At 67.7% G+C, this 15,479-nt stretch carries 17 protein-coding genes; 12 read left to right on the top strand and 5 right to left on the bottom strand.

Annotation, left to right across the window (positions count from 1 at the left end):
• Window positions 1-78 precede the first annotated feature (78 nt).
• On the bottom strand, window positions 79-624 hold the full coding sequence (locus Q368_RS0111780) for a chemotaxis protein CheW (RefSeq protein WP_029459272.1): 546 nt from the start codon (window positions 622-624) through the stop codon (window positions 79-81).
• Between the two features lie 365 nt (window positions 625-989).
• Between Q368_RS0111780 and Q368_RS0111785 the strand changes: the two genes are divergently transcribed.
• A complete protein-coding gene (locus Q368_RS0111785; protein ID WP_043785758.1) occupies window positions 990-1,517 on the top strand; it encodes a hypothetical protein in 528 nt (175 codons plus the stop codon).
• Window positions 1,514-2,701: a hypothetical protein gene (locus tag Q368_RS0111790; RefSeq protein ID WP_029459274.1), complete on the top strand. Its 1,188-nt coding sequence runs from the start codon at window positions 1,514-1,516 to the stop codon at window positions 2,699-2,701. The genes Q368_RS0111785 and Q368_RS0111790 overlap by 4 nt, the downstream gene beginning before the upstream one ends.
• Window positions 2,702-2,704: 3 nt before the next feature.
• Here Q368_RS0111790 and Q368_RS0111795 read toward each other — a convergent pair whose 3' ends face one another.
• Window positions 2,705-3,514 (bottom strand): YkgJ family cysteine cluster protein, encoded by an 810-nt coding sequence (locus tag Q368_RS0111795; RefSeq protein WP_029459275.1) that lies wholly within the window; start codon window positions 3,512-3,514, stop codon window positions 2,705-2,707.
• A gap of 367 nt (window positions 3,515-3,881) precedes the next feature.
• Here Q368_RS0111795 and Q368_RS0111800 point away from each other — a divergent pair, with 367 nt between their 5' ends.
• The 4 genes from Q368_RS0111800 to Q368_RS0111815 all read left to right on the top strand — a co-directional run bounded on the left by Q368_RS0111800 (window position 3,882) and on the right by Q368_RS0111815 (window position 7,141).
• On the top strand, window positions 3,882-4,298 hold the full coding sequence (locus tag Q368_RS0111800; RefSeq protein ID WP_029459276.1) for an ATP-binding protein: 417 nt from the start codon (window positions 3,882-3,884) through the stop codon (window positions 4,296-4,298).
• 18 nt (window positions 4,299-4,316) lie between these two features.
• On the top strand, window positions 4,317-4,652 hold the full coding sequence (locus tag Q368_RS0111805) for an STAS domain-containing protein (RefSeq protein WP_029459277.1): 336 nt from the start codon (window positions 4,317-4,319) through the stop codon (window positions 4,650-4,652).
• A gap of 119 nt (window positions 4,653-4,771) precedes the next feature.
• A complete protein-coding gene (locus Q368_RS0111810) occupies window positions 4,772-5,416 on the top strand; it encodes a hypothetical protein (protein WP_029459278.1) in 645 nt (214 codons plus the stop codon).
• Between the two features lie 21 nt (window positions 5,417-5,437).
• Complete coding sequence (locus Q368_RS0111815) at window positions 5,438-7,141, top strand: dynamin family protein (RefSeq protein WP_029459279.1); 1,704 nt, start codon at window positions 5,438-5,440, stop codon at window positions 7,139-7,141.
• On the opposite strand, the gene Q368_RS23855 is transcribed toward Q368_RS0111815, so the two are convergent.
• Together Q368_RS23855 and Q368_RS0111825 are read right to left on the bottom strand one after the other, a co-directional pair.
• Entirely contained in the window at window positions 7,128-7,571 is a 444-nt protein-coding gene (locus Q368_RS23855; RefSeq protein ID WP_052360128.1) for a thermonuclease family protein, read from the bottom strand. The genes Q368_RS0111815 and Q368_RS23855 overlap by 14 nt on opposite strands.
• A gap of 171 nt (window positions 7,572-7,742) precedes the next feature.
• Window positions 7,743-8,147: a response regulator gene (locus Q368_RS0111825; protein ID WP_029459281.1), complete on the bottom strand. Its 405-nt coding sequence runs from the start codon at window positions 8,145-8,147 to the stop codon at window positions 7,743-7,745.
• 338 nt (window positions 8,148-8,485) lie between these two features.
• On the opposite strand from Q368_RS0111825, the gene Q368_RS24515 reads away from it, so the two are divergent.
• On the top strand, window positions 8,486-9,190 hold the full coding sequence (locus Q368_RS24515; RefSeq protein ID WP_162179638.1) for a nitroreductase family protein: 705 nt from the start codon (window positions 8,486-8,488) through the stop codon (window positions 9,188-9,190).
• Window positions 9,191-9,591: 401 nt separating this feature from the next.
• A complete protein-coding gene (locus tag Q368_RS0111835) occupies window positions 9,592-10,395 on the top strand; it encodes a nitroreductase family protein (RefSeq protein ID WP_029459283.1) in 804 nt (267 codons plus the stop codon).
• Between the two features lie 33 nt (window positions 10,396-10,428).
• Here the strand turns inward: Q368_RS0111835 and Q368_RS0111840 are convergent, their stop codons facing one another.
• Window positions 10,429-12,537, bottom strand: coding sequence for a SpoIIE family protein phosphatase (locus Q368_RS0111840; RefSeq protein ID WP_029459284.1), 2,109 nt, complete (start codon window positions 12,535-12,537; stop codon window positions 10,429-10,431).
• Between the two features lie 206 nt (window positions 12,538-12,743).
• Between Q368_RS0111840 and rpsF the strand changes: the two genes are divergently transcribed.
• The 4 genes from rpsF to dnaB are packed head-to-tail and all read left to right on the top strand — an operon-like array spanning window position 12,744 to window position 15,309.
• Window positions 12,744-13,052, top strand: a complete 309-nt coding sequence (rpsF, locus tag Q368_RS0111845; RefSeq protein ID WP_029459285.1) for a 30S ribosomal protein S6 — start codon at window positions 12,744-12,746, stop codon at window positions 13,050-13,052.
• Between the two features lie 3 nt (window positions 13,053-13,055).
• The gene (rpsR, locus tag Q368_RS0111850) at window positions 13,056-13,313 is read left to right on the top strand and encodes a 30S ribosomal protein S18 (protein ID WP_029459286.1); all 258 of its coding nucleotides are present in this window, start codon (window positions 13,056-13,058) and stop codon (window positions 13,311-13,313) included.
• A 12-nt stretch (window positions 13,314-13,325) separates the two neighbouring features.
• Window positions 13,326-13,880: a 50S ribosomal protein L9 gene (rplI, locus tag Q368_RS0111855; protein WP_029459287.1), complete on the top strand. Its 555-nt coding sequence runs from the start codon at window positions 13,326-13,328 to the stop codon at window positions 13,878-13,880.
• Window positions 13,852-15,309 (top strand): replicative DNA helicase, encoded by a 1,458-nt coding sequence (dnaB, locus tag Q368_RS0111860; RefSeq protein ID WP_029459288.1) that lies wholly within the window; start codon window positions 13,852-13,854, stop codon window positions 15,307-15,309. The genes rplI and dnaB overlap by 29 nt, the downstream gene beginning before the upstream one ends.
• Window positions 15,310-15,479 lie beyond the last annotated feature (170 nt).

Consider the following 15,479-nt stretch of genomic DNA (forward strand, 5'->3'; position numbering starts at 1 on the left):
TCGATTCCCGTGGCCTTCAGACGGAACGAAGCCCCCGGTGCGCCGGTGATGCCGGCAATCCTCTCGCAGGCTTCACGATCAGCGAAAGAAGTCTTCGTCGGCCGACGGCGGCAGTGTGGCGCCGACGGAAGGCCCGCCTTCGGCGAGCATCTGCGACATGTCCTGGATCTCGTCGCTGGAAAAGACCTTGTCCACGTCGAGGATGAGGATGAACCGGTCGGCGTGCTTGCCGATGCCCCGGATGAAGTCGGCGCGAACGGCCGCGCCCATGCGTGGAGGCGGGTCGATGCGGTCGGTTTCCAGTTCCAGCACTTCCTTGACCGAATCGGCCAGGGCGCCCATGACCGATACCGTGTCGTCGCGGCGGATTTCCACGATGACGATGCGCGTGTTGAGCGTGCGCTCCACCTGGCCCAGCCCGAACTTCATGCGCAGGTCCACCACGGGTACGGCGCTGCCGCGCACGTTGACCACGCCACGCATGAATTCCGGCGTCTGGGGGATACGCGTGATATCCGTGTAGTCGAGGATTTCACGCACGGAAAAGATGTCGATGGCGAAGATCTCATGGCCGAGGGTCATGGTGAGAAAGCGCTGGCTTTCCGCTTGAGCGATTGAGGCCATGGCGATTCCCTTTTCCCTGACGGGGTTGTGCATGTTGGGCGCGTTGCGTTCCATGGTTGCACCAAGGCCGGTTCCTGAACGTCAGCCTACACGGATGCCCTTGCCGGGACAATGTTTTTTTCGTTTTATTTGTGCTGCGGACTCCTGTGTTTCATGGCGCGCCTGTATTCCTGGGTCGTTTTTTTTTCGGAAGCGACGGCGCTGCACGGCCTGCGCCAGACGCGCGGGGCAGCCCTGAAAGCGCGGCCCGGCGCGCAAAACGCAATTTTCTTCCGCGAGCTTGCCGCAGGAGGGGTGCCGCGGACTTTATACTCCACATTCGGCGCGTTTGGCCCTACACTTAAAGGAAACGAAGCGAGGTTGCGATGCCCCCGAAACGCGCCGCTACGGCGGCAGTCGGCAAGACCCTGGAAGAGCGGCGTGAAGCCGCCCGCGACGCGGCGCTTAAGGAACTCAAGGCCCTGCGCGGCGATCTGGCCGTGCTCGAGGCCGTGCTGTCCGGGCGGCGCAAGAAAGGCGATTTTTCCCTGTTCGACGTGGCCCACGGCGCGTTCGAGATTTTCCGCAACGCCGAGGCCGTCTTCGAGGCGGACGCCTTGCTGGCTTCCGTGGCGGTGGAACTCGAAGCGGTGAAGGCCCTGGAGTTTTTGGAAAAGCACGGTGCGACCGAGTTGGTCAAGCCTGCCGGCTGGCACTGGATTTCCCCGCGCGGGGAGATGCATTTCCTGGGCAAATCCGAAGACGCGGGCAAGGCCGCGGAAAAGCTGGCCGCGCTCCTGCCGGGCGGCAAGCGGGGCAAGCGCAAGGACAAGGCGCAGCCGGAACCGGATGCCGGCGCGGTCTCCCCGGAAACGGACGGCAACGAAGCGGACGGGGAGCCGGGCGCGGCATGAGGCGGGGCCAAACGCGTCGCCGGGCGCGCCTCGGGGCGGCGGCCCTGTGCTTGTGGTGCCTTGCGGCCGCGTGCGCCCTGGCCCTCTCCGGCTGTTCCGACGACGCGCCGCTCGAGGACAGGCACTCCGTGACGGGCAAGACCCCGGTCGTGCGCCCCGAGGACGTGCACCGGCGCAGCCCCGGTGGCGCGGCGGTGCTCTCCCCGGACTACCGCCAGTCCCTGGCCGTCGATCTCGAGCGCAAGGCCGAGAACGCCCCGGCCGCAGGCGCGGAGCCCGGCGCGAACCGCCTGTTCGCAGGCAGGCCTGACACCGTTCCCGCCGCAAAGCCGGAACAGGCCGCGCCGCCGGCTGTGGCGCAGGCCGCGCCCGTCGCCGCGCCGGCCCGTATGGCCCAGGCCGCGCCGCCCGCCGCGTCCCAGACCGCGACAGTTGCCATGCCGCAGCCTGCGGCGACGGCAACCTCCGCTGGAGCCGCCGGGGCGGCAGGCGGCGCGGCATCCAAGGATTTTCCCGTGGCTGCCTGCCGGCAGCTGGTGCTGGTCACGGCCCCGGATTTCGCCGCGACAAAGGGCCTTTTGCGCCGCTTCAGCCGCCAAAGTCCGGACGCGCCCTGGCGTGAGGAAGGGCCGGCGACGCCGTGTACGCTGGGCCGCCATGGCCTCGGCATCGGGCGCGGCCTCGTGCCCCTGTCCGGGGGACCGGAAAAAAAGCAGGGCGACGGCCGTACGCCCGCCGGTTTTTTCAGCCTGCCCGAGGCCTTCGGCTACGCCGAGGAGGCTGCGGCCAAGGCGGCGGGCGTGCGCCTTCCCTATCAGCCCCTGACCGACCGCGCGGCCTGCGTGACCGACGCCGCGTCGCCGCTTTTCGGCCGTGTCGTCGGCCCGGACGAGCGCGCCGCCGCGGGCGTCACCCGCCAGGAGCGCATGGTGCGCGACGACCGCGCCAATCTCTGGGGCGTGGTCATCGGGCACAACCGCGACGCGTCCGACCCCGGAGCCGGTTCCTGCGTGTTTCTCAACATGCGCCCTGCGTCCGGACCGCCCACGGGCGGAGCCGTGGGCTGTCCCGAGGACGTGGCGGCGGGAATTGCGGCCTGGCTCGACCCGGCGGCCGCCCCGGTCATGGCCGTGCTGCCCGAGCGGCTCTACCGCGAAGGCCGACAGGGCTGGGGGCTGCCGTAGCGTTTACGGCATGGGGTGGCGCTTGCGCCTAAGTCCTTCTTCGATGCCGAAAAAGACCAGTTCCAGCCAGTCCAGGCCGAAGTCGAGCGCGGCTTCCTCGTCGGCCAGGATGCGCGCCTTGCGTTCCTCGTCGATCTCCACCAGCCGGAACAGGTCCATCTTGGCGATGAATTTCTGAAAGTCGTCGGGCTGGTACAGCGCGAGCCAGACCATCTGTTCCTGCTTGGCCGTGAGCCGCGCCCCCTTGCCCCGGGCCAGGGACATGAGCATCATGTAGCGGTCGTTGTTGCGGTTGTAGGCGGCGAGGTCCTGGTCGGCGAGCCAGCTCGCGGCGTCCCAGGACGCGGCCTCCTCGAAGCCCTGGCAATGGGGCTCGCGCACCACGAAAAACTGCTCCACGACTTTCCCGTCCTCGCCCATACGGCTGGCCCGGCCCAGGGGATAGGTGCGGCAGGCCCCGGGGCGGTTGGGGTAGACCTTGCAGCCCTCGGGCGAAACGAAGGGGCAGCGCTTGAGCCGTTCCTCGCGCATCTTGAGCCGTGGCATGGGAAAACCCGAGTCCGGGATGGTGATGCGCAGGGCGAAATGCGTGAGAAAATCCGTCGAGGAAATGGAAAGCGCCCGACGCAGGCGCAGCATGTCGTAAGGCGTGAGCATGAGCGTCAGGTCCGAGCAGCAGGCGTTGAAGCAGGGCACCTCGGGATGGCAGGCGAAACGGAAGGACTCCCCGGGCTTGAGCTCCGGCAGGGAGTTGAGGAAAGCGTCGGTGGCGTCGGCCTCGGTTTCGGCCAGGGCGTCGTTTAAGTCTTTCATGCGGCAGGCTCCTTGCCCGGGCCTTCTACGTCCCCGAACGCGCCTTGGCAACCGCCGGCCGGGCGAGCACGACTGCCGTTGTTTCCGTATCCGAAAGCGCATAGTGGGGGGGGAATGCCGGTATAAAATTGCTGTTTGTCCCGACAAAACGCACGGCTGCGCACAGCTCCCGGCGCGCAGCCCGCCTTGACAGTGGGGCGAAAAACGGAAATTGACGGAGATCGATCAGGAGCCGGCGGCGTCCCGACGAATGGGGGCGCGCAGAGGGGAGCCGGCTGCCGACGGTCGCGCGCCGCGTTGCGTCAGGCGCGGCAAACATGCCTGCGGCCTGGGCCGGCGTTACGCCGGCCCTCCGCTCGGGGTCAGGATGGAACCGGGTTTTACCCTGCGACTCGACAACCGACTGCTGGAACTCGACCGCCTCGCCGACGCGGTGGAGGCGTTTGGCGAGGCCCACGGCCTCGCCGCCAAGCTCCGCTTCCAGGTGCGACTGGTTCTCGACGAACTGCTGACCAACATCATCAATTACGGCTACGGCGACGACGGCGTGCACAGCATTGCCGTGGCCATGGGGCAGAAGGGCCGCCGGCTGCGCTTCGTCATCGAGGACGACGCCCGGCCTTTCGATCCGCTGACGGCCGGTGCCCCGGACTTGGACTCCGCGGTGGAGCAACGCCAGATCGGGGGCCTCGGCATCCATCTGGTGCGCACGATCATGGATCGCGTCGCCTACGAGAGGGTGGGCGGCACGAATCGTCTGATACTCGAGAAGGACATCGATTAACGCAAAAGGGGTGGGGCCATGCAACTCGTGGAGAAGGAGAGCGGCGAAGTCACCGTGCTGGAGCTCGGGGGACGCCTGGACAGCAACACGTCCAAAGTGCTCGAAGACAAGGTCATGGAGATCCTGGGGCAGGGGAAGAAAAAGGTCCTTATGGACTTCAAGGACGTGGACTACATCAACTCCACGGGGCTGCGCGTGCTGCTGCTCGCCCTGCAACAGCTGAAAAAGACCCAGGGCAAGCTTGTGCTGTCCACCATCAAGGACTACATGAAGGAAGTGTTCGAGATCTCCGGCTATACGGAGATCTTTCCGATCTACGCCACCCAGGAGGAGGCCTTGGGCCATTTCGCCTGAGCGCGCGTCCCGTTTTGGGCCGGAGTGAAGCGGGTCCCTTGTCCCCGGAAGGCGTCGGCACGGTTTCCGGGGGCGCAACCGACGTCGGGGACGGGCATCCCCGGGGAGAAGTCGTCGCCATGCATGCCTTTTTTCGCCATCTGCCGCGTGCGCTGGCCGCATGCGTCCTGGCGCTTGCCCTCCTTGTTCTCGCGGCGGGCGTGCGCGCCGCGGACGGGCCCATGGAACTGGCCGGCATCCGGCTCGGGGCAACCGTGGACGCGCTGGCCGGGAAACTGGTTTCGCCCGTCGTCGATCGCTCGCCCCAGCGGCCGTCCATCGGCGTCGTGGCCGTGGCCCCCCTGCCGGGCTACCGCAGCGGCTACGTCGATGTCGGCCTTTGCGCCAAACCCGGGCGGATCGTGCGCATCAAGATGAACTACGCCGACGATTCCCTGGCGTTTTTCAACAAGCTCATGACCGCGCTCAAGCAGCGCTACGGCGAACCCAGGGAATGGCGCGGCAACGCCTTCGGCACGCTGCGCACCTGGAAATGGGGGCTGCGCGCCGCGAACGGCGAGCCCGTAAGCCTGATCCTCATGCACTACGAGGGCGAGGACGGGGCGTTTACCGACGGCAACTCCATCCGCATCGCGGCGACGTCCATGGTGCGCGAGGAGGAGTTGTGCCGCGCGGCCGAGAAAAAGGCCTCGGGCGCGGGCGGTTCCGCCCATCTGGCCGTGGACGCCGAAGCCCTCGGCCTGGACTGGTTTCTGCCCCATTAACGGGGACGCCTGGGAGAACGCGTGGGGAATTCGCTGCTTGAATCCCGGTTTCTCGACCGCCGGGCCGCGTTGTCCGGCCTCATGGGACGCCTTGGCGAACTGACGGCCCGTTGCGGCCGGGCCGACCTGGAAAAGGTCGCGGCGGAGCTTGCCGCCCATGCCCTGGAACCGTTTCTTTTCGTGGTCGTCGGCGAGGTCAAGACCGGCAAGAGCAGCCTGATAAACGCCCTGCTCGGCGCAACCGTGACTGACGTCGCGCCGGACCCCTGCACGGACCGCATCCGCATCATCGGCCGCGGCGACGCACCCGGCGAGACGCCCGAGGGGCCGTTGCACACGCGCGTGACCCTCGACAACCCCATCCTCGACGGTCTGGCCATCGTGGACACCCCGGGCGTGGACAGCATCATCGACCGACACCAGGAGATCACCGAGGAGTTCATTCCCCGGGCCGATCTCGTGCTGTTCGTTTTTTCGGCGCTCAATCCCTATTCCCGCTCGGCCTGGGAATTTTTCGATCTGGCCTCCGCGACCTGGCGGCGCAACGTCGCCTTCGCCCTGACCCAGGCGGACCTGGCGAGCGAAGAACAGATCGCGGTCAATTCCCTCCGCCTGCGCGAGCTGGCCGCCGCCCGGGGCGTGGCCGAACCGCGAATTTTCCTCGTATCCGCCACCAAAAGCCTTGCCGATCCCGAAGCCGGGGGCATCGAGGCCCTGCGCCGCCACATCCGCGCGCTGACCGCCTCGGGCGGGCATTTTGCCGCCAAGCTCGACGCCACCCGCCGCGCGGCCGAGCGGGTGCTGGCCGGGCTGTCGGAGACCCTGGACGGCCGGGCGCGCGAGCTCGACGCCGACGCGGCCGAGGCCACGCGCATCGCCAAGCGGCTGGACGCCGCCCGGCTGGCCGCCGGGCGCGAGGCAGAGGTGCTGCGCACGCGGATCGAGGCGGCCTATACGCGGCTTTCCGGCGCATTCGAGGTGGCGTTCGCCCGCGAACTGACGTTTGGCGGCATGCTCGGCCGCTCCTTTGCCGGCATGTTCCGGCGCAAGTCCGAGGCCGGGCCGGCGGCGCGCCTGCGGGAGCTCGGCGAGGTCTTCGCCCGCGACCTCGAACGCGAGGTGGAGGCCATCGCGCGCCAGGGCGCGCAGCACGTGTTCGAGAGCGTGACCGGTTCGGTGCGCATGCTCGTGGACGAGTTGCGCCGGAGGCGCGAGGGGGAAGGGCTTTCGGCCGACGCGCTCGGCGAGCAGCGCGACCGCGTGCTCGCCGAAACCGTCGAACGGGTGGAGGCGCTCCTTGCCGACGGCGGGCCGCTGTCCGGCATCGACCCGGGCAGCGTCACGGGCATGGACCCCAAGGCGACGCTGGGCGGGGCGCTGGTGGTGCTCGGCACGATTTTCGCCGTGGCGGTCAAGGGCACGGTCCTCGACGTGACCGGTGGCGTGGTCGCGGCGCTTGGCGCGCTCATCGCCGGCAGCGCGCTTTTCTGGCAGCGCCCGCGCGTGCTGCGCGAGATGCGCCGGCGGCTGGCTGCCGGCGGCGAACGGCTGCGCCTGGAACTCGACGAGCGCCTCGCCGCCCGCCTGGACCGGGTGTTCCGCGAGCTCGCCGCCCGCTTCGCGCCTTTTTTCGAGGACATCGCCGCCCGGCGCCAGGCCCTGGCCGACCTCACGGCCCGTCGCGACGCCCTGGCGGCGGCGCTGGCCGATTTCAATCCCGACTGACGGCCGGCCGCGTTCCACGCGGCGCACTCTCCGGCAGCCCGAGCGCCTGGGCCACGTCTCGCCCGCCGACCGCGATGGCGGCGTCGAGGCGGAAATACTTGTCGCGCCGAAGCCCCGAAAGCGTCACCGCCGTTCCCGGCGGCAGCAGGGCGGCCATGGCGTTGCGGGCCTGCCGTGCCGCCAGCCGCACGTCCGGGGCCTTGTCCCGCAGCTCCGGCGCATCGACGCCGGCCAGGCGGACGCGAATCTGCTTGCCGATAACATCCGGGTACTCCGGGATGTCCACCACCACCGTGTCCCCGTCGCACACGCGTACCACCACGGCCGCGACGCTTCCGTAGTCGCGGGCGGTTTGCGCCAGGGCGCTTCCCGCGCCAAGCGCAAGGCAGGCGGCCAGCAGGCAGGCCGGCAGGCGGTAGGGAAAAGGCATGGGCGTCGACCAATCTATTTTTAAATAAAAATAGACTAATCGATTGATGCGTGCAAGAAAAACCGCTCGTATCGTGTCCCTTGAAAAATACGGGAGTGTTTTTCAAGTAAAAAGAAACGATTCAAGGGTGTTCCCCTTGAAAGGACAGACGCGGGCTGCGCGGGTGCGACGTTAGCCCAGGGAGAGCAAACCGAGGGTCACGAGCTTTTCGAGGAGTTCCGAGCGGTTGGGCGGCTTGACCAGATAGGCGGCGACCTGGCCGTCGAAGAGCGCGGTCATGGTGTTCGTCTCGTCGTCCATGGAGGTGATCATGACGGCGCGCATGCGGTTTTCCGGGACGACGCCGGCGCGTTCTTCGACTTCGCGCAGGCGCACAAGGGTCTCGTGGCCGTCCATGTGCGGCATGATGATGTCCAGGAAGACCACGTCGAACGGGGCTCCCGACGCGATGGCCGCGCCCGCGGCGTCCACGGCTTCGGGGCCACTGGCGCACAGGAAGGTTTCGGCCAGCCCGGAAAGATGGGCCGCAAGCACTTGCCGGCTGGCCGGGTCGTCGTCCACCACAAGCACTCGCATGGCGTTTTCCTCCCTGTTTTTGAAAAAAATTCATATCGCAGCCGGCAGGTGGGCACAAGAAAAAAACAGGTGGGGCTAGCGGTCACGGCGTGTTCGGTCACGCTTCATAGGGAATTCGGGTTGTTGTGCAGGGCGAAGTTTGGGCGTAGGCCCGTACATAAGACCAGAAAGTCTTAAAGGAGCGTCTCATGGAACACATGCAGGACAAAGGCATTGGCACATCGGTACGGATCATGTCCATCAGGGGCATTCCCTTCAAATGCCCCCAGCCTGCGGGGAAAAACGACGTATCTGCGTCTGGGGACGCGCCGGCTGCTTCTCCAGCTCCCGCAGCACCGATGAAGTTGCAGCCAAAGCCGTCCCTCCAGGCCGCAACAGCAGTGGGCCCGGACGTGGCATTTCGCGTCAATGCGGGCTTTTGTCGGGACAACCTTCTGCCCGGACAGGCGAATCCGGCCTCGGGACGTTGCGCCTGGACCGGTGTCGCCGGCAAGGCGCAGCAGGAACTCATGAAGAGCCGCCGCGCGGTGCGTGTTTTTGCCGATAAGGTGGTCGGCATGCGGGTGTTGCGCGGCCTGGTGGACGGCGCGTGCTTCCCGCTTCCCGGCGCAACAGCGGGATTGGCGCGTTTCGTCGTACTGGAATCCGAAAACGCCATGGACAATGCGTCGGAACTGGCCGCGGCCTGGCTGCGCCGGGAAGGTTTCCTGGCCGACGGGCTGGCTCCCGAGGCCAAGGCCCGGAAAGTGGTCTTCGGCGGCGCGCCGCACATGGCAGTGGCCTACGGCCCCGCCGGCGACGACGCCGCGGTCGCCGCCTGTTCCCTGGCCGTGGCCCGCATGGAGTGGCTCGCCGCCGGACAGGGCCTTGCCACCTGTTTCGCCGGGGAGATCGTGCGCGCCGCAGCGGCATGCCCGGAACTGTTCGCGGCCTTGGCCATTCCGTCCACGGCCACGGTCTGCGCCGCGGTCTTCCTCGGCTATCCCGGTTCACGAAACGCCGGCCGGGAGAACGTCCCCGGCACGAGGATCACCTGGCTCTAGGCCTGTCGCGTCCTCGAAAGCGCCAAGCCGCGCGACTTGTCGCGCCGACCCGTACACGCGCATGGCGGGTCCCCCCTTCTTGAAGGGACCGTCGGCCGGCCCCGTCCCCTGCCTCCGGGTCCGGCCGCCGCTGCCCCGAACCGCTGCCGAATATATACGATAGAGAGTTTGGGGGAGCGCCTTCGGCGGCCAGAGGGCTGGCGCCCTCTGGACTCCCGTTCCGGCGTCGCTGTCCCCTTGATTTCCGACAGGTCGCATCCTGTGTCTTGCCCGCCGGTTCCCTGGCGGTGGCCACGCCACTTTCGCGTGCCTTCTTGCAAACCGTGGGCGTCGCGCTACTCTCGCGACCGATGCCTTGCCGCGCGGTCGCGGCGGAGATGCATTGCGAGAAGGAGGGAGTGATGGAGTTGATTTCAGTGGATGCCGAAAAATGCAAAAAGGACGGGCTGTGCGTGCTCGAGTGCCCAACCAGGGCGCTCGCGCTGGACGCCTCGGGCGGCCCCGTCGTGACCGATGCCGTCATCTGCAACGCCTGCGGGCACTGCGTGGCCGTTTGCCCCCATGGCGCGCTCGTCAACGCCAAGGTGGAGGCGGTCAATCCGGCCTCCGGCGTGCGCGGGAACCTCAACTCCTGGCCCGCGCCCGAGGCGGTGGACGGGCTGCTTCTCGGCCGGCGCTCCATCCGCGCCTACAAGGAAAAGCCGCTTGCGCGGGAGCTCATGGAGGAGCTGCTCGATGTCGCCCGCTATGCGCCCACGGCCTCCAACGTCCAGGAGATCCGCTGGATCGTCACGGTCGATCCGGCCAAGGTGCGGGAACTCGCCGCGCTGACGGCGGCGTGGTTCGCCGGCGACAACAGCCGGCCCGTGCTGACGCGCTACGCGGCGCTGTGGAAGGGGGGACTCGACGTGTACCTGCGCGGCGCACCGGCCCTGGCCGTGATCCATACCGAGGCGGAGATGCGCTTCGGCGCGGCGGATACCGGCATCGCGCTGACGTTTCTGGAGCTTGCCGCCGTTTCGCGCGGGCTCGGCACGTGCTGGGCCGGACTGCTCACGTTCGCGGCCAACGGCGACGCGGCCCTGCGCGCGGCGCTTGGCGTGCCCGAGGGGCATGTGGTCCACGGCGGGCTCATGCTCGGCTACCCCAAGGCGCGTTATGCCGGCGTGCCGCCGCGCAACCCTGTGCAGGCGCGCTGGCTGTAGGGGGCATGGGGCGGGGCTGGAGGGACGTGGAGCTTATGCCGGGTCCGCTTTGACGATCACCAGCGTGATGTCGTCGTCGCGCGGGGCTCCGGCCTGGAAATCGGCCACGTTCTTGTGCCCGGCGGCCAGGATCTCCTCGGCCGAGGCCGCGGCGTTGGCCCGCAGCACTTCGCGGAAACGGTCCTTGCCGTACATCTCGCCGGCGGGATTGCGCGCCTCCCAGATGCCATCCGTGCCGAGGGCCAGCACCTGCCCCGGCCGCAGCCCGGGATGGGCCTGGCCCTCGTAGATATAGTCGGGCAAGACGCCAAGCGGCAGGCCAGGCCCGAAAAGCTCCTCGAAGGCGTCGGTCGCCGGATCGTAGACGAGCGCCGGATCGTGCCCGGCCCGGGCCCATTCCAGGTGGCCGCCCGGGGCGAGGCCGCCGTGGACCAGGCGCAGGGCGAAAAGTGTCAGGAACCGCCCGGAGTCCATGGTGTCCTCGCACAAAAGCCCGTTGGCCAGGGTGAGCAGGGCGGCCGGGTCGGCCTTGGCCGCGCGGCCTCCGCGCAAGAGCGCGCGCCCCGTGGCCATGAACAGCGCCGCCGCGATGCCGTGCCCCGTGGCGTCGCCCACGATCACGTCAAGCCCCCCCGCCCCGTCGTCGGTCATCTTGAGGAAGTCGAAATAATCGCCGCCGGTCTCGTCGCAAAACCGCGTGGACCCGGCGATGGACAGCCCCGCCAGCTTTGGCGGCGTGGCGGGCAGGAGGTTTTGCTGCACCTCCATGGCGAGCAGCATGTCCTGCTTGAGCCGCAGCCGCTCGGCCAGCTTGGGGGCCATCTCGTTGAAGGTCTTCGCCAGGTCGGCCAGTTCGTCGCGGCTCGTGACCGGGGCGCGGCAGGCCAGATCGCCCTGGGCCAGCTTGCCCGCCGCCTCGCACAGGGCCATGACGGGTCTGGTTACGGCCCGCGCGCCGAAGCCCGCCAGGAGGACCGCGCCGGCCACGGCAAGCAGGCTTACGCCCACGACCACGGCGATCATGCCGCGCGTGCGCTCGAGGATCGCGGCCTCGGCCGAATCGGCCTGGCGCAGCACCGCCTCGCGCGGCACGAGCACGAGCAGCCCGGCCGGCGTGTCCGGGAAGGGCTTGAACACGGCGAAATACGCCTGCCCCTCCACCTGCATCGAAAGCTGCTCCGGCATTTTGGACGCGATGGCCCGGGCCAGGCGGACCGCGTCGCCGGAGTCGGTGGAAGAAAACGGTTCGGGTGAAGGCGTGGTTTTCCAGCTTTGCGCCGCATCCAGGAAGCTTTGGCTGCCGATGACTTCCAACTGGCCGGCATCCCCGGGCGCGGCGTGCACGAGCAGCGCCTTGACCCCCTTGCCCCAGCGCCGCGACAGGTCGCTTTCCGGCAGCATGGCCTCGAAAGGGGCGTCGATGGCGGCGACACCGAGCAGTTTGCCCCCGGCGTCGTAGATCGGCCCGGACACCGTGGCCGTCAACCGCCCTGTGGAGGCGTCCACCAGGATGCTCCAGACCTCTTTCTTGCGGGAGACGGCGTTTTCGTACCAGGGGCGGGTACGCGGGTCGTAGTCGTCGGGCATGCGCCCGTGGCCGGGATAGGACGCCATGAGCCCGTCGGGCAGGGCGACGTAGGCCCAGAGCATGTTCTCGGCGAGTTTGCGCCGCAGCACGTGCATGGTGGGGGGCAACAGCGCGAGCCGTGCCGCCTGTTCCGCCGGCACGCGCGTCCCGCTCCCGCCGGTGAGGCTCAGCGACATGGCGGCGGCCGTGGCCGGCACGGGGTAGTCCGGCAAGGTGGCGAGGCTCGGGGGAATGCCGTCGATCGCGTCGAAGGTCGCGCCCGCGGCCGACGCGGTCCCGGCGGGAAGGGGCGACGTCAGGGCCGTGCGCGTCTCCTGGCCGAGCAGCGCCAGGGACAACTCCATCATTCTTCTGTTGTCGTTGAGGTCCTCGCCGATGAGGTCCACCATGAGCGCCAGTTCCTGCTCGGCGGCGCGGCGGGAGGCGTCCGCGGCGCGGGTGGCCAGTTCGTGGCCGAGCAGCCGGCCTTCGTACACGGCGTAGAAGCACACACCCATAAGCGGTGGCAGGGCCAGGGCCAGAAGGACGAGCAGGAGCTTGGTGCGGATGCGCATGGATTCCTCGGCGGCCGCGTCGCGACGCCGCGGCGGGGATGGTTCCTGTCGGGTACGCGCGGTTTTATGCCGGGGTGCGTGCTTTGGCAAGAAGCCGGCCAAGCCGCTTGACAGGGGCGGGCGGCGGGGGTAATCACTCCGGCTCGCCTTGCTCTTTCCGATGGGCCGCACCCGGGAGAAAGGGCCACAGACCACAAGGAGGAACCATGCGGAAGTACGAAGCCCTGCTGCTGCTCTCACCCGAGCTCGCAGCCGACAACCGGCAGGAAATCCTCGAGAACCTCAAAGGGGTTCTCGAACGCCAGGACGCCGCCATGCTGGCCGTGGACGAGTGGGGGATGCGCGAGCTCGCCTACCCCGTCCAGAAAAAGACCCGTGGCCACTATACGCGTTTCGAATTCGCCGCGCCGGCCACGGCCATCGCCGAATTCGAGCGCATCGTGCGCATCACCGACGGCATCATGAAGTTCGTCACCGTCAAGCTCGCCGACAAGTACGTGCCCGAGGGAGCCTAAGCCATGGCGTTCAAAAAGAAATTCACCCCCAAAAAGAAGTTCTGCCGTTTCTGCGCCAACAAGAACCTGCCCATCGACTACAAACGCCCGGACATCCTCAAGGATTTCGTCACGGAGCGGGGCAAGATCATCGCCCGGCGCATCACCGGCACCTGCGCCAAGTGTCAGCGTCGCCTGACCTTGCAGATCAAACGCGCCCGGCAGATGGCCCTTCTGTACTACACGGCCACCCATAGCGCCGAGCACCTCAAGAAAATGTAAGGTAGGGACGCCATGGAACTGATTTTGCGCGCGGACGTGGAGAGCCTGGGCCGCCTTGGCGACAAGGTTTCGGTCAAGCCCGGTTACGGCCGCAATTATCTGATACCCCAGGGACTGGCCATGCTGGCCTCCGACGCCAACCTGCGCCGTTTCGAAAACGAGCGCAAAAAACTGCAGGCCAAGCGCGACGCGCTGGCTTTCGCCGCCCAGAGCCTGGCCGACAAGATCGCTGCGGTCGAGGTCGTCATCGAGGTGCGCGTGGGCGAGGGCGACAAGCTCTACGGTTCCGTCACCTCCGGCATCATCGCCGACAGGATGGCCGAACTCGGCATCGAGATCGACCGCAAGAAGATCGTGCTGGACGACCCCATCCGGGCCCTTGGCCAGTACGAAGTGGCGGTCAAGCTCATGCCCGAGGTGCGCGGCATCGTGAAGGTGTCCGTCGTCCGCCAGGGCGGCGTCGAAGAAGAGGAAGTCCTTGCCGCGCCGGCCGCCGCCGCGCCTGCCGGGGCCGAAGTCGAAACCTCCGCCGAAGCCAGTGGACAGCCCGAGGAAGAAACCGCGTAACGCCAAGTCTTCCGGCCTTGTCGGAAGCGGCGAGCCGCTGACCGGGCAGGCCCTGGAGCGGGTCTCCGCAGACGTCCTTAAAAAAGTTCCCCCCCAGAACCTCGAAGCCGAACAGGCGGTTCTGGGGGGGATTTTGCTGCAAAATTCCATCCTGTTCAATCTCGTCGACCTCGTCGGCGAAGACGATTTCTACTCCCCGGCCCACCGTCTCATCTATCAGGCGATCCTCGATCTTTCGCGCCAAAACGCCCCCATCGACCTCGTGTCCCTGGCCGAGGGCCTGCGCGCGTCCGGACGCCTGGACGAGGTCGGCGGCCCGGCCTACCTGGCCGAACTGACCTCCTCCACCATCGCCGCGGCCAACGCCCTGCACCATGCCGGCATCGTCCGGGAAAAGGCCGTGCAGCGAAAGCTCATCGGCGCGGCCGTGGACATCATCTCCCGCTGTTACGAGGGCGGCCAGGAAACCGAAAAGCTCCTCGACGAATCCGAGCAGGCCATCTTCGCCATCGCCGACTCGCGCACGACCAAGGGCCTGCACTCCTCCAAGGACCTCGTCACCCGCGTTTTCGAGCAGATCGAAAAGCGCATGGAGAACAAGGAGCTCGTCACCGGCGTGCCCACGGGCTACTACCAGTTCGACGAATACACCGCCGGCCTGCAACCCTCGGACCTCATCATCATCGCCGGCCGGCCCTCCATGGGCAAGACCGCCTTCGCCATGAACGTGGCCATGCGCGGCGCGGCCATGCACGGCGTGCCCACCGCCGTCTTTTCCCTCGAAATGTCCATGGAGCAGATCATGCAGCGCATGCTGTGCTGCTGGGGCAAGGTGGACCTCGCCAAGCTGCGCCGGGGACGCCTGGACGACGAGGACTGGGCCAAGCTCTACGACGCCGCCAACCATCTCTCGGCCTCGCCCATCTTCGTGGACGACACCCCGGCCATCACCACCATGGACCTGCGCGCCCGCTGCCGCCGCCTCAAGGCCGAACACGGCCTCGGGCTCATCGTGGTGGACTACTTGCAGCTCATGCGCGCCTCGCGCCACATCGATTCGCGCGAGCAGGAGATTTCCGACATTTCCCGCAGCCTCAAGGCGCTGGCCAAGGAACTGCACGTGCCCGTCATCGCGCTCTCCCAGCTCAACCGCAAGGTCGAGGAACGCGCGGACAAACGCCCCATGATGTCCGACCTGCGCGAATCTGGGGCCATCGAACAGGACGCCGACGTCATCATCTTCCTCTACCGCGCCGCCGCCTACAAAAAGAAGGAAGAGCTCACGCCCGAGGACAATGTGGCCGAAATCATCATCGGCAAGCAGCGAAACGGGCCCACGGGCATGGTACGGCTGACTTTTTTCAAGGAATCCACAGCGTTCGAGAATCTCTCCGACATCCCGCCCCCGTCCGAACTGGGCTTCGGGTAACGGGGTAACAGGGTAACGGAGGAGGAACGCCTCCGGCGGCCAGGAGGGGCAGGGGGCCCCTCCTGGACCACCCCCAAGGGCGAGGTCGGCGCTCCCGCAAAATAGCGGCCGCGCCGCCTGGACGGCGATTCCTGGACGCTATATTACGTTGAAAGTTTTTGGGGGGAAGA

The sequence above is a fragment of the Solidesulfovibrio alcoholivorans DSM 5433 genome, from assembly GCF_000702665.1.
Classification (GTDB): domain Bacteria; phylum Desulfobacterota; class Desulfovibrionia; order Desulfovibrionales; family Desulfovibrionaceae; genus Solidesulfovibrio; species Solidesulfovibrio alcoholivorans.

Bases quoted from the DNA above. Each gene is read 5' to 3' on its own strand.
- Q368_RS0111810 (WP_029459278.1), top strand. From the start codon at position 4,772: ATGCATGCCTTTTTTCGCCATCTGCCGCGTGCGCTGGCCGCATGCGTC.
- rplI (WP_029459287.1), top strand. From the start codon at position 13,326: ATGGAACTGATTTTGCGCGCGGACGTGGAGAGCCTGGGCCGCCTTGGC.
- Q368_RS0111805 (WP_029459277.1), top strand. From the start codon at position 4,317: ATGCAACTCGTGGAGAAGGAGAGCGGCGAAGTCACCGTGCTGGAGCTC.
- Q368_RS0111840 (WP_029459284.1), bottom strand. From the start codon at position 12,537: ATGCGCATCCGCACCAAGCTCCTGCTCGTCCTTCTGGCCCTGGCCCTG.
- rpsR (WP_029459286.1), top strand. From the start codon at position 13,056: ATGGCGTTCAAAAAGAAATTCACCCCCAAAAAGAAGTTCTGCCGTTTC.
- Q368_RS0111790 (WP_029459274.1), top strand. From the start codon at position 1,514: ATGAGGCGGGGCCAAACGCGTCGCCGGGCGCGCCTCGGGGCGGCGGCC.
- Q368_RS0111780 (WP_029459272.1), bottom strand. From the start codon at position 624: ATGGCCTCAATCGCTCAAGCGGAAAGCCAGCGCTTTCTCACCATGACC.
- rpsF (WP_029459285.1), top strand. From the start codon at position 12,744: ATGCGGAAGTACGAAGCCCTGCTGCTGCTCTCACCCGAGCTCGCAGCC.
- Q368_RS23855 (WP_052360128.1), bottom strand. From the start codon at position 7,571: ATGCCTTTTCCCTACCGCCTGCCGGCCTGCCTGCTGGCCGCCTGCCTT.
- Q368_RS0111800 (WP_029459276.1), top strand. From the start codon at position 3,882: ATGGAACCGGGTTTTACCCTGCGACTCGACAACCGACTGCTGGAACTC.
- Q368_RS24515 (WP_162179638.1), top strand. From the start codon at position 8,486: ATGAAGTTGCAGCCAAAGCCGTCCCTCCAGGCCGCAACAGCAGTGGGC.
- Q368_RS0111795 (WP_029459275.1), bottom strand. From the start codon at position 3,514: ATGAAAGACTTAAACGACGCCCTGGCCGAAACCGAGGCCGACGCCACC.
- Q368_RS0111825 (WP_029459281.1), bottom strand. From the start codon at position 8,147: ATGCGAGTGCTTGTGGTGGACGACGACCCGGCCAGCCGGCAAGTGCTT.
- Q368_RS0111785 (WP_043785758.1), top strand. From the start codon at position 990: ATGCCCCCGAAACGCGCCGCTACGGCGGCAGTCGGCAAGACCCTGGAA.
- Q368_RS0111835 (WP_029459283.1), top strand. From the start codon at position 9,592: ATGGAGTTGATTTCAGTGGATGCCGAAAAATGCAAAAAGGACGGGCTG.